13 protein-coding genes and 1 pseudogene are annotated in these 11,974 nt (G+C 63.0%); 7 read left to right on the top strand and 7 right to left on the bottom strand.

All coding sequences use genetic code 11. The features are described from left to right. The first annotated feature begins 16 nt into the window (after window positions 1-16). Window positions 17-1,678 (top strand): thiourocanate hydratase, encoded by a 1,662-nt coding sequence (locus EFB14_RS12915; protein ID WP_126825765.1) that lies wholly within the window; start codon window positions 17-19, stop codon window positions 1,676-1,678. 24 nt (window positions 1,679-1,702) lie between these two features. Here the strand turns inward: EFB14_RS12915 and EFB14_RS12920 are convergent, their stop codons facing one another. The 6 genes and pseudogenes from EFB14_RS12920 to EFB14_RS12945 all read right to left on the bottom strand — a co-directional run bounded on the left by EFB14_RS12920 (window position 1,703) and on the right by EFB14_RS12945 (window position 4,512). Then, window positions 1,703-2,104 carry a GFA family protein gene (locus EFB14_RS12920; RefSeq protein WP_125841936.1) on the bottom strand — a complete coding sequence of 134 codons (402 nt, stop codon included), beginning with the start codon at window positions 2,102-2,104 and terminating at the stop codon, window positions 1,703-1,705. Further along, complete coding sequence (locus EFB14_RS12925) at window positions 2,104-2,526, bottom strand: SRPBCC family protein (protein WP_312894104.1); 423 nt, start codon at window positions 2,524-2,526, stop codon at window positions 2,104-2,106. The genes EFB14_RS12920 and EFB14_RS12925 overlap by 1 nt, the downstream gene beginning before the upstream one ends. A gap of 44 nt (window positions 2,527-2,570) precedes the next feature. Next, window positions 2,571-2,921, bottom strand: coding sequence for an ArsR/SmtB family transcription factor (locus EFB14_RS12930; RefSeq protein WP_126825768.1), 351 nt, complete (start codon window positions 2,919-2,921; stop codon window positions 2,571-2,573). Window positions 2,922-3,012: 91 nt separating this feature from the next. After that, a complete protein-coding gene (locus tag EFB14_RS12935) occupies window positions 3,013-3,399 on the bottom strand; it encodes a VOC family protein (protein ID WP_125841930.1) in 387 nt (128 codons plus the stop codon). Then, window positions 3,396-3,536, bottom strand: a pseudogene (locus tag EFB14_RS12940) (MFS transporter); the annotation flags it as partial. The pseudogene EFB14_RS12940 and the gene EFB14_RS12935, both read right to left, overlap by 4 nt. Before the next feature lie 70 nt (window positions 3,537-3,606). Beyond that, a complete protein-coding gene (locus EFB14_RS12945; protein WP_126825772.1) occupies window positions 3,607-4,512 on the bottom strand; it encodes a LysR family transcriptional regulator in 906 nt (301 codons plus the stop codon). A gap of 126 nt (window positions 4,513-4,638) precedes the next feature. Here EFB14_RS12945 and EFB14_RS12950 point away from each other — a divergent pair, with 126 nt between their 5' ends. From EFB14_RS12950 to coaBC, 3 genes are all read left to right on the top strand, one after another. Continuing rightward, window positions 4,639-5,403: an SDR family oxidoreductase gene (locus EFB14_RS12950; protein WP_125841926.1), complete on the top strand. Its 765-nt coding sequence runs from the start codon at window positions 4,639-4,641 to the stop codon at window positions 5,401-5,403. A gap of 75 nt (window positions 5,404-5,478) precedes the next feature. Further along, a complete protein-coding gene (locus EFB14_RS12955; protein WP_126825775.1) occupies window positions 5,479-6,228 on the top strand; it encodes an SDR family oxidoreductase in 750 nt (249 codons plus the stop codon). Window positions 6,229-6,364: 136 nt separating this feature from the next. Beyond that, window positions 6,365-7,570 (top strand): bifunctional phosphopantothenoylcysteine decarboxylase/phosphopantothenate--cysteine ligase CoaBC, encoded by a 1,206-nt coding sequence (gene coaBC / locus EFB14_RS12960; protein ID WP_126825778.1) that lies wholly within the window; start codon window positions 6,365-6,367, stop codon window positions 7,568-7,570. Window positions 7,571-7,601: 31 nt separating this feature from the next. On the opposite strand, the gene EFB14_RS12965 is transcribed toward coaBC, so the two are convergent. Further along, the gene (locus tag EFB14_RS12965; protein WP_126825781.1) at window positions 7,602-8,414 is read right to left on the bottom strand and encodes a class II glutamine amidotransferase; all 813 of its coding nucleotides are present in this window, start codon (window positions 8,412-8,414) and stop codon (window positions 7,602-7,604) included. A 250-nt stretch (window positions 8,415-8,664) separates the two neighbouring features. Here EFB14_RS12965 and EFB14_RS12970 point away from each other — a divergent pair, with 250 nt between their 5' ends. The 3 genes from EFB14_RS12970 to EFB14_RS12980 all read left to right on the top strand — a co-directional run bounded on the left by EFB14_RS12970 (window position 8,665) and on the right by EFB14_RS12980 (window position 11,851). Beyond that, window positions 8,665-9,576, top strand: coding sequence for a pirin family protein (locus tag EFB14_RS12970; RefSeq protein ID WP_126825784.1), 912 nt, complete (start codon window positions 8,665-8,667; stop codon window positions 9,574-9,576). 317 nt (window positions 9,577-9,893) lie between these two features. Next, on the top strand, window positions 9,894-10,571 hold the full coding sequence (locus tag EFB14_RS12975) for a FadR/GntR family transcriptional regulator (protein ID WP_125841916.1): 678 nt from the start codon (window positions 9,894-9,896) through the stop codon (window positions 10,569-10,571). Continuing rightward, window positions 10,568-11,851: a CynX/NimT family MFS transporter gene (locus EFB14_RS12980; protein ID WP_126825787.1), complete on the top strand. Its 1,284-nt coding sequence runs from the start codon at window positions 10,568-10,570 to the stop codon at window positions 11,849-11,851. The genes EFB14_RS12975 and EFB14_RS12980 overlap by 4 nt, the downstream gene beginning before the upstream one ends. Window positions 11,852-11,974 lie beyond the last annotated feature (123 nt).

The raw sequence follows: 11,974 nt of genomic DNA on the forward strand, positions 1-11,974 counted from the left end.
TCGAGGAGGATATCCCATGCCGAAGGCCAATCCGCGTCATCCGAAATTTCCCATCCCCGGCGGACCGGAGCTGCGCGCCAAGGGCTGGCGGCAGGAGGCGCTGCTGCGGCTTCTGGAAAACGTGCTGTCGGTCGGTGAAGATCCTGACAATCTCGTGGTCTATGCCGCGCTCGGCAAGGCGGCCCGGAACTGGGCGGCGCATGAGGGCATCGTCAAGGCACTGACCGAGATGGAAGAGGACCAGACGCTGCTCATCCAGTCCGGAAAGCCGATCGGCCTCGTGAAGACTCACGCCAAAGCGCCGCTCGTCATCATGGCGAACTGCAATATCGTCGGGCAATGGGCCAAAGCCGAAGTGTTCTACGAGTTGCAACGCAAGGGACTGATCTGCTGGGGCGGACTGACGGCCGGCGCCTGGCAATATATCGGCAGCCAAGGTGTCATCCAGGGCACCTACGAGATCTTCATGCGCATCGCCGAGCGTCGCTTCGGCGGCGATCTCGCCGGCCGGTTCGTGCTGACGGCCGGCCTTGGCGGCATGGGCGGGGCGCAACCGCTCGCCGGCCGCATAGCGGGCGCCGCCATCCTTTGCGTCGACATCGACCCGGAGCGGGCACGTAAGCGCCAGCAGATCGGCTATCTCCAGGAGATCGCACCCGATCTCGACACCGCGCTTGAAATGATCGGCGCCGCGGTGAAGGAAAAGCGGGCGCTTTCCGTCGGCCTCGTCGGCAATGCGGCGGAGGTCTATCCCGAGATTGCGCGACGCGGGATCGTACCCGACATCGTCACCGACCAGACTTCGGCGCACGATCTCGTCTATGGCTACGTGCCGAAGGGCATGAACCTCGACCAGGTCAAGGGTCTGCGGGACGACGGCCAGGGGCAATTGATGGCGGCAAGCCGCGCCTCGATCGTCGAACATGTGACGGCAATGCTGGAATTCCAGAAGAAGGGTTCCGAAGTCTTCGACAACGGCAATCTGATCCGCACGCAGGCCCGCGAAGGCGGCGTCGCCAATGCCTTCGATATCCCGATCTTCACCGAAGCCTATTTGAGGCCGTTGTTCGCCCGGGCGATCGGCCCGTTCCGCTGGATGGCGCTGTCGGGCGAGGAGAGCGATATCGCCCGCATCGACGACCTGCTGCTTGAGATGTTCCCCGACAACAAGATCATCACCAACTGGATCCGGCTGGCGCGCGAACACGTGCCCTTCGAGGGGCTGCCGGCACGCATCGCCTGGCTCGGCCATGGCGAACGCACAGCGCTGGCCCGACGTGTCAACGCGCTGGTCGCAGACGGCACGCTCAAAGGCCCGGTCGCCTTCTCCCGCGATCATCTCGACGCCGGCGCCATGGCGCATCCCAACATCATGACCGAGCGGATGAAGGACGGCTCCGACGCGATTGCCGACTGGCCGCTGATCGATGCGATGATGCTCTGCTCCTCGATGGCCGATCTCGTCGTCGTCCATTCCGGCGGCGGCGGCTATGCCGGCTACATGACGAGCTGCGGCGTCACCGTCATCGCCGACGGCACCGATGCCGCCGACGAACGGCTCGACCATGCGCTGACCAACGATACGGCACTCGGCGTCATGCGGTATGCCGATGCCGGTTACGAGGAGGCGCTGGATGAGGTCGCGAAGAAGGACGTGCCCTATATCCGGCTTGGCTGACGCGGGGAAGAATAGCTCCCCGCATCAAAGATGCCGCGTTTCCTCTGGTGAGGCGTCGTAGCAGTCGTGGAGACCATCGACGAAGGCGATCGGAGCTTCGATCAATTCGTCGGGGCTGGCATCATCCAGGCAATTGACCGAAACAGCGTAGAAGGTGCCGATCTTCTCGTTTTCGCCCCAGGCATAGGAACTGATGCCGCAGGTCTTGCAGAAGAGATGATGCAGCTTGCGGGAGGCGAACTGGTATTCGCCGATATTGTCGGCGCCGCCGGTGAGGTGGAAATCCTCGGGTGCTGCGACGGCGAGCCAGTTCCGTTTCTTTCTGCAGATCGAGCAGTTGCAGCGGAAGGTACCTGCCGAGAGATCGAGGCTCGCCTCGTAGGTGACGGCGCCGCAGTGGCAGCTTCCGTGATAGATCTTCTTCATCACATGCTCCCTTTGGCTTGCGCCTCGGCATAGGCGGCAACTTTCTCCAGCGCCTCGACCCAGCCCTCCGACTGCAGCTTGAATTCAGTATCACTCGGCAGTTCGCGCTTGCGGAAGACGAGGCGCGTGCCTTCGCCGCTTTCCGCCAATTCGATGGTCACGTGCATCTCGTGCCCGGACTTTCCATCTTCATTTTCCCAGGCGAAGGTGAAGACCAGCCGTTCGGGCGGGCTGATCTCGAGATAGGTGCCCCGGCTCCAATATTCCTTGCCGTCGGCACCGAGAATGCAGTGCCGCCAGGCGCCGCCTTCACGCAGATCGACGGAGACGGAGGGGGCCGAACAATTATGCGGCCCCCACCAGTGGAGCAGGTGCTTCGGCTCCGTCCAGAGGCTGAAGACGAGATCACGCGGGGCGTCGATCCCTGACGAGCAGGATCTCGCGGCTCAGGCCGGAAGCTTTTGCTTCACTCGTCACGTTCATTGTCATTCCTCCTTTGTTTTAGGTTTGCTGCATAGGATTCCAGCATGTCGAGGCTTTCGCTCCAGAAGCGCCGGTAGGTCTCCAGCCAGTCGTCGAGTTCCTTCAGAGGCATTGCCTCCAATCGGCAGCGGCGCCATTGCGCCTCCCTGCCCTTCGAGATCAGGCCGGCTCCCTCAAGCACCTTCAGATGTTTCGACACGGCGACCAGCGACATATCGAAGGGTTCGGCGAGTTCCGAGACCGAGGCTTCGCCCAAAACCAAACGCGCCATGATCGCCCGGCGGGTCGGATCGGCAAGCGCTGAAAAGGTTCGGCTGAGTACATCATCTTGCATTGTATTAACCGGCAAGTTAATTAACTTATAGGTTAAATAATGGGCGCGTAATCGTCCGTCAAGCGGCTATGCTGAAAATTCTCGAACGCGGTCAGACAATAGGATTGGAGATTTCGACGAGATTGCCGTCGGGGTCCCTGATGTAGACGGAGCGCAAGCGCCCTGTCGCGCCGGTGCGCTCGGCCGGTCCGGCTTCTATCGGGATGCCGGAGGCCCTGAGATGAGCGATGATTTCGTTTAGCGGCGTCACTGCAATGAAGCAAAGATCGCCGGAACCCGGTATTGGATGTTTCGCCTTGGGATCGAATTCGTGGCCGGCCCGGTGCAGGTTGATCTTCTGCGTGCCGAATTTTAGCGCCTTGCGGCCTTCCGCAAAGGTTTCGACCGACATGCCGAGGACACTGGCATAAAAATCGCAGGTGGTCGCGATATCGGCGACGGTCAACACCAGATGGTCAAGGCGGTCGATGCGGATCATGCTTTTCTCCTCGCGAAATGCTGGGCAAAACATGCGGAGGCAAGGGCCAGCGCCAGCAGGGCAAGCGTGAAGATAACAACGGCGGCCCAGTCTTCAACCGCGAAGAACCAGCGGCCCGCCGAACCCATGAGGCTGGAGAGAAGCTGCGGGCCGTGGCGCATCGCTCGCCGGTCACCGAGAACCTGATGAGCCTGCTCGGTTCATGAATTAACCCGCCGGATCCCAATAGGGTGGATCGCCGAAACTCTTCTTCAGGTGATCGGCGATGGCGCGAAGCTTGGCGGAAGGATTTCGGCCCTCGGGATGGGCCATATAGATGAACTCGGCCTCCGGTCTGTGGCCGACATCGATTTCGGCAAGCCGGCCCTCGCGAATGGCCGGGCCGGCGATGAAGGCCGGCAGCAGCGCGATGCCCAACCCCGCAATCGCGGCATCGCGGAGCATATCGCCATTGTTCATACCGAGCGCCAGTTTCGCGCGAACGACGATCGCACCCTCCGGCGTCTGGAAGCGCCAGTCGGCAACGCCGCGATTGGTGTAGAAGAGACCGCGATGACCGTTCAGGTCGGCCAGCGACGAGGGAATTCCCTCGCGGGCGAGATAATCCGGCGAAGCGCAGAGAAGACGGCGGCTCTCCGCGAGTTTCCAGGCGACCAGCCGGCTGTCGGCGATCGGGCCATTGCGGATGACGGCGTCGTAGCCGTCCGAGGATGCGTCGACGCGCCGGTCATCGATATCGAGCGTCAGTTCGATATCGGGATGCTCCGCAAGAAAAGGATAGAGCGCCGGACCGAGATGCATGCGGCCGAAGGTGACGGGGGCGGCGATGCGGATCGGGCCGGAGAGCGTTCCGCGCCGCTCCGCCATGTCGGCCGCGGCTTCCTCGATCTCGCGCACGATGCGCGTGGCACGCTCCAGAAAGACCGTGCCATCCTCCGTCAAGGTGAGCTTGCGCGTCGTTCGGTGCAGCAGCATGCCGCCGAGCGATTTCTCCAGTTCCGCCAGCCTTTCGCTGACGACCGATTTGGACAGCCGCAACCGTCGGGCCGCCTCGCTGACCGAGCCTGCCTCGACCACGGCGACGAAAGCCGCAATACCTTCGATCCTGATCATCGTTCGGCTTTTCCGAATTCGAGTTCCCCGATCAGGAGACTAATCCGAACGAATGGAAAATGCCATCTTCCCTTCATCGAAAGGGGCGGCAAGGGCCGCCTCACCTCAAACGCAGGAGATGGAACCATGGACCGCTTGAACAACAAGGTCGCGATCGTCACCGGCGCAAGCTCCGGCATTGGCCGCGCCACGGCAAAGCTCTTCGCCGCCGAAGGCGCCAAGGTCGTCGTCGGCGCCCGCCGCGAGCGCGAACTCGAGAGCCTCGTCGCGGAGATAAAGGCAGAGGGCAGCGACGCCATCGCCATTGCCGGTGACGTGCGCTCGGAAGATTATCACAAGGCGCTGGTCGCCGCCGCCGTGACGAACTACGGCAAGCTCGACATCGCCTTCAACAATGCCGGCACGCTTGGCGAAGCCGGTCCAAGCACCGCTGTCTCGGAAGCAGGCTTCAGCGAGGCACTGGCGATCAATCTCACCGCCTCCTTCCTCGCCGCCAAGCACCAGATCGGAGAAATGGTGAAGAATGGCGGCGGCTCGGTGATCTTCACCTCGACCTTCGTGGGCTATAGCTTCGCCTTTCCCGGCGTCGCCGCCTATGCCGCCAGCAAAGCCGGCCTGATCGGCCTGACGCAGGCGCTCGCCGCCGAATTCGGCCAGCAAGGCGTGCGCGTCAATGCCGTCCTGCCGGGTGCCGTCGATACCGATATGTATCGGGACATGAACGATACGCCTGATAAGCAGGCCTTCGTGACGAACCTGCATGCGCTGAAACGCGTCGCAACCCCGGAAGAGCTTGCCCGCTCGGTTCTCTACCTCGCCTCGGACGATGCGAGCTTCGTCACCGGCACGGCATCGCTGGTCGACGGTGGCGCTTCGATTACCCGCACCTGACAAAGGCCCGGCGCGATTCCTCCCATTGATCAACAACGGGGCTGCGGCCCACTATCCCATCGAAGGAGCTTCATCATGTCACGTCTTCAGAACAAGACAGCCCTCATCACCGGCGGCACCAGCGGCATTGGCATCGAAACCGCCCGCCAATTCATCGCCGAGGGCGCCCGTGTCGTCGTTACCGGCAGCAGTGCCACAAGCGTCGAAGCAGCCCGTCGCGAACTCGGCGACAAAGCGATCGTCATCCAGGCCGATGCCGGCAATGCGGCCGGCCAGAAGGCCGTCGCCGACACGGTGAAAGAAGCTTTCGACACGCTCGATATCCTCTTCGTCAATGCCGGTGTCGCCGAATTCGGGCCGCTGGAACAGTGGAGCGAAGCCGCCTTCGACAAGTCGGTTGATATCAACGTCAAGGGGCCGTTCTTCCTGATCCAGTCGCTGCTGCCGATCTTTTCTAAACAGGCCTCAATCGTGCTTAACACCTCGATCAACGCTCATATCGGCATGCCGAACTCCAGCGTCTATTCCCTAACGAAGGGTGCGTTGCTGACACTTGCCAAGACGCTGTCGGGCGAACTCATTGGCCGCGGCATCCGCGTCAACGCCGTCAGCCCAGGCCCGATCGCCACGCCGCTCTACAGCAAGCTCGGCGCATCGGAAGCCGATTCCAAGGCGATGACCGCGCAGATCCAAGCCCAGATCCCCGTCGGCCGCTTCGGAACCCCCGGCGAAGTCGCCAAGACGATCGTCTTTCTCGCCTCCGATGAGGCCGCCTATATCGTCGGCAGCGAACTGATCATCGACGGTGGGATGAGCAATCTCTGAGCCCAGGAAACTGACAGCGACATGAATGGAGCGGCACCCGCCGGCTACGGCCGATGGGTGCCGTTCCCGCGATTGCATGTTCTCCGCCAAAGCCTTAGGGTCAGGGCCAGTCAATAAGGCGACGGGTAGAAAAGCCATGGCTCTCAGCGGCAAACGCATCCTCCTCATCATCTCCGGCGGCATCGCCGCCTATAAAAGCCTGGATCTGATCCGCCGGCTGCGCGAGCGCGGCGCGAGCGTGCGCCCTGTCATGACCAAGGGCGCTCAGGAATTCGTCACGCCGCTTGCGATCGGTGCGCTGGCGGCGGACCACGTCTTCCTCGATCTGTTTTCGCGGCAGGACGAACAGGATGTCGGCCATATCAGGCTGGCGCGCGACTGCGACCTCGTGCTCATCGCGCCCGCCACGGCCGACCTGATGGCGAAGATGGCGAACGGGCTTGCCGACGATCTCGCCTCGACGGTGCTGTTGGCGACCAACAGGCCGGTGCTTGCCGCACCGGCGATGAATCCGGCCATGTGGGCGCATCCGGCGACCCGGCGCAATGCGGCAACACTCAAGGCGGACGGCATTCGTTTCGTCGGGCCAATGGCCGGCGAGATGGCGGAAGGCGGCGAAGCCGGGCTCGGCCGCATGGCGGAACCGCTCGAAATCGTGACCGCCGCCGAAGCATTGTTCGACGGTGGAGAAAAGCCGCTCAAGGGACGAAAGGCGATCGTCACCTCGGGACCGACGCACGAGCCGATCGATCCGGTGCGCTATATCGCCAACCGTTCCTCCGGCCGGCAGGGGCATGCGATCGCCGCAGCCCTTGCAAAGCTCGGTGCGGAAGTGACGCTGGTGTCGGGACCGGTGACGATTGCCGATCCCTTCGGTGTCAGCGTCGTGCATGTCGAGCGGGCCGAGGAAATGCGCGATGCCGTGCTTGCGGCGCTGCCGGCCGACGTCGCGGTGATGGTCGCGGCGGTGGCGGACTGGCGTGTCGCCTCGGCCGCCGACCAGAAGCTGAAGAAACACCCCGGCGAATCGATTCCGACGTTGGCGCTGACCGAAAATCCCGACATCCTGAAGACCGTCGGCCATCACACGATGCGGCCGAAACTAGTGATCGGCTTTGCCGCCGAGACGCAGGATGTGGAAAGCAATGCGAAAGCGAAACTCGAGAGGAAGGGCGCCGACATGATCGTCGCCAATGACGTCTCTCCCGCAACCGGCATCATGGGCGGCAGCCGCAACAGCGTCAAACTCGTCCGCCACGACGGCGTCGAGCAATGGCCTGACCTGGCGAAGGAAGAGGTTGCCGAAAGACTCGCGGCGCTGATCGCCAGGCAGCTCGGCTAGTCCAGAGCGGCTCTGCTAAATCACCAGCGACTCATGCCGAAATAGCCACGCGCTGCGGTTTGGCGGCAGTCCGCTTTTCCGGCCGGAAGTCGGCGACATCGATGCCGTTCATGCCGACGGTGACGGCGCTGCCGTCCGGAATTTCCGCCCAGGCATCGACATCGTCGTTCAACGGCTCGGACACGAGGCAATAGCCGGCGCCGACGGGCGAGGCATAGAGTGTCGGCGCCTTGCGATCGGTGGCATAGCGGACCGCATAAAGCGATTTGCCGTCGGAGAAGGCAGCGGTGAAGCGCAGCAGGATCGAGCCGATGATGCTTTCGGCCAGTTCCTCGACGACACCGATCATCTCAGCCATCGCGGCGATCGGCGCCTCGCGCAGGCCGAACTGCAACGCCAGCAGGAACATCAGCTCGGAATCGGTCGTGCCGCCGCGGGCATTGAACAGCTCGTCGTCGAGCATCGCCTCCATCGGCCGGCGCAGGCGCTCGAAGCCGGAGATCTGGCCGTTATGCATGAAGGACCAGGTGTCATGGGTGAAGGGGTGGCAATTGTCGCGCCGGGTGCCGCCGCCGGTCGCGGCCCTGACATGGGCGAGAAAGAGCGGCGAACGGATCTGCCGCGCCAGGCTCTTCAGATTGCAATCAGACCAGGCCGGCAGGATATCGCGGTAACGGCCGGGCTCGGGCCTGTCGCCATACCAGGCGATGCCGAAGCCATCGCCATTCGTCGCGGTCTTGGCGCGGGTGGCACAATGGGACTGCTCGATCAGGGAATGGGCGGGCGAAGATACCAGCTCTTCGAGATAGAGGGGGTCTCCGCGATAGGCTGCCCAGCGACACATGGCTTTCTTGCTCCGGAACCCGCCGCCGCACCGGCGGGCATGCTATAAATTGTCGAACGTCGCGGCTAATAACAGCTTAACGTTCGGCCGGTTTGCAAGCGCAATATGGCGATTTCTTAACGTCCGGCCTCTTCAAATTCAGCGAAACGCTGTGTTCTTTTGTGAACACTGCGTTGCCCGCGCCGCGGACTTCGCGCCCGGCGGCCGGGCGGCTATAGTCGACGCCAAGTTGAACCTTTGAGAGGACGCTATGTCGATCCGCCCCGTCAAATATGAGAGTACCGCCACGCCAACCATGGAAGGCGCCGGCGTCAAGCTGCACCGCGTCTTCGGCTTCGGCGATCCCGCGATGACCGATCCCTTCCTGATGATGGACGATTTCCGCAACGACAATCCTTCGGAATATATCCGCGGTTTTCCCTGGCATCCGCATCGCGGCATCGAGACGATCACCTATGTGCTCGCCGGCACCGTCGAGCACGGCGACAGCCTCGGCAATCGCGGCCTGCTCGGCGCCGGCGACATCCAGTGGATGACGGCCGGCAGCGGCATCATGCACCAGGAGATGCCGAAGGGCGATTTCGCCGGCCGCATGCACGGCTTCCAGCTCTGGGCGAACCTGCCCTCCTCGCTGAAGATGACGGCGCCGCGCTATCAGGACATCAAATCCGCCGACCTTCCTGTCGTCGTCGATGATGACGGCACGGCCGTGCGGGTGATCTGCGGCGATTTCTGGGGCAAGGCCGGTCCTGTGGATGGTGTGGCCGCCGAGCCGATCTATCTCGACGTCTCGGTACCACCAGGCAAGAAGAAACGCCTGCCGGTCGATACCTACCGCAACGCCTTCGCCTATATCTTCGCCGGCTCCGGCACCTTTCGCGATGCATCGAAACCCTTCGGCGTGCGCGTTGAGAAGGAAGTCAACGGCGAAGAGCTGAACATCCGTGACATGTCCGGCAACCGCACGCTCGTGGTCTTCGACAGCGGCGACGAAGTGACGGTGCAGGCAGGCGACCAGGGCATCCGCTTCCTTCTTGTCTCAGGCAAGCCGATCGAGGAGCCCGTCGCCTGGCACGGCCCGATTGTAATGAACTCACGCGAGGAAATCATGAAGGCCATGCATGAGTTGCAGAACGGCACCTTCATCAAGGCGGCACATTGAGCGCATTTTTTCTTGCATCTGCGAAGAATCGGCCTACCTTTGGCCTATCAGCAACAGAACGAAAGGAAGGTGATCCAATGTCTAATGAGATTTCGGACCTCGTAACGGGCATGGAAGAGGTGATGAAGGCGAGGCAGCCCTCGCTCTAAAACCCGCCTTCCTAGGGCTGCATCGACAGTCCAGGCCAGTTCGAGGCCAAACTCATGGAAAGGGTCGCTGAGGCGGCCCTTTTTATTTATTGCCTGGATTTCAGCCGTTGACGGAAGATCGTAATCCCATTACTCATTAAGTCATCTGATGACTTAATGAGTAATGGGATGCGAGCGCTCAGCAAGACCAATCTCGCGGACGAGGCGATCGAGGCGATCCGCAGCGACATTCTCGGCAAACGCTGGGCGGTCGGCGAGAAATTGCCGAACGAAGCCTCGCTTTCGGCCATGCTTTCCATCAGCCGAGGCACGGTGCGCGAGGCGGTGCGGGTTCTCGTCTCTCAGGGTTATCTCGAAACACGGCAGGGCTCGGGAACCTATGTCCGCTCGACCCGCGATGCCGGCCGGCCATTGACGATGGCGCGGCGCGCCAGCCTGCGCGACCAGTTCGAGGCCCGCCTGGCGCTCGACGTCGAGGCCGCCCGGCTCTCGGCGATGCGCAAGACACCGGAGATGATTGCCGGGCTTCGCAGGCTGCTTGCGGAACGTGGCACTTATGATGGCGGCAATCGGGCAGCCTTCATCGAACGCGACCTTGCCTTCCACAAGGCCGTTATTGCCGCTTCCGGCAACCGGGCGATGATCGAGATCTACGATTTCTTCTCCACCTCGATCGCCGATACCATCGCCGCGACGCTTGGCAACGACATTCCCGAACCTGACATGCAGGCGCATGCCGATATCGTCGATGCGATCGAAACCGGCGATCCCAACAAGGCGGATGCGGCGGTGCGCCGTTTCATGGCGCCGGTGCTTGCCGCGCTTGAGCGGATGCTCCTCTCATGAACACGCCTTCCAACCATGCCACCAGCATGCTTGAGGCGGCCGACGAACTGCTTGTAGACGCAGAGGCCGGCAGCCTTCCGCAGCCGCAGGCAACGTCGGTGCGGGGTGGGGCAGATCGTTTCCTGCTCGGCGCGAGCCTCGTGCTGATCGCCTTCAATCTGCGCCCGGTCTTCTCGAGCGCCTCCGCATTGTTGCCGGAAATCCGTTCCGAACTCGGCCTCGGCCCGCTTGGCGCCAGCCTGCTGACGACTCTCCCGGTCGTCTGCCTCGGCGCTTTCTCGCCGCTTGCGCCTCGCCTTGCCCAGCGCATCGGTTCGGAACGCACGCTGCTTTGTGTTCTCCTGCTGCTCGCGCTCGGCACTGCTTTGCGCGGGCTTTCCTCCGTGCCGCTGCTCTTCATCGGCACGGCGCTTGCCGGCGCCTGCATCGCCGTCGCCAACGTGCTGCTGCCGGGGCTGGTGAAGCGGGACTTCCCAACGCGTGCCGCGCTGATGACCGGCTTCTACACGATGGCGCTCTGCGCCGGCGCGGCAAGTGCGGCCGGGCTGACGCTGCCGATCGAATACGCACTCGGCGGCTCCCTTGAAGGCGCGCTCGCTGCCTGGGCCTTGCCGGCGCTGATCGTCGGCCTCATCTGGCTGCCTCAGGTTCTTCGTAGCGGCAGCCAGACAAGGCGAAACGGCTTTCGTGTCGAAGGCCTCTGGCGGGACCGGCTCGCCTGGCAGGTGACGCTTTTCATGGGGCTACAATCCGCGCTTGCCTATTGCGTTTTCGGCTGGCTAGTTCCGATCTTACGCGAACGCGGGATCGACGGCGTCACCGCCGGTGCGATAGTTTCGCTGTCGGTGATGGTGCAGGCAGCGTCCTGCCTTATCGTGCCGCATATCGCCGTGCGCGGCCGGGACCAGCGGCTGATCAATGCAAGCCTCTGCGGCGTTGCCGTCACCGCGCTGCTCGGCCTGCTCTTCGCACCGCTTTCGATGGTCTGGCTGTGGGCGGTGCTGCAGGGCATCGGCCAGGGCGGGCTGATCGCCGCCGCCATGACGACGATCGTGCTGCGCTCGCGCGATCCCGATGTCGCCGCCCATCTTTCCGGTATGGCGCAATGCGTTGGTTATCTCCTCGCCGCCGTCGGCCCGCTCATCGTTGGCCTTATCAGGGGCTGGACCGGAAGCTTTTCCTGGTGCGCGGTTCTCTTCGTCGCGCTCGGGCTCGGGGCGGCGATCAACGGCTGGAAAGCCGGCCGGGCGCTGGAGGTGAGTGTGCGCGCGGTCAAGTAAGCGGACTGAGCCACCCGCTCAGCGGATCGCACCCTTCCCCACTCACTGGCCCATCACCATCTCTTGATGCCCGTCGCCGGCCGCCGATGCTACGCTATCTCAGCCTCTCATACCCCACCGCCG

The organism is Rhizobium fabae (assembly GCF_003985135.1).
In the GTDB taxonomy this organism is placed as follows: Bacteria; Pseudomonadota; Alphaproteobacteria; order Rhizobiales; family Rhizobiaceae; genus Rhizobium; species Rhizobium pisi.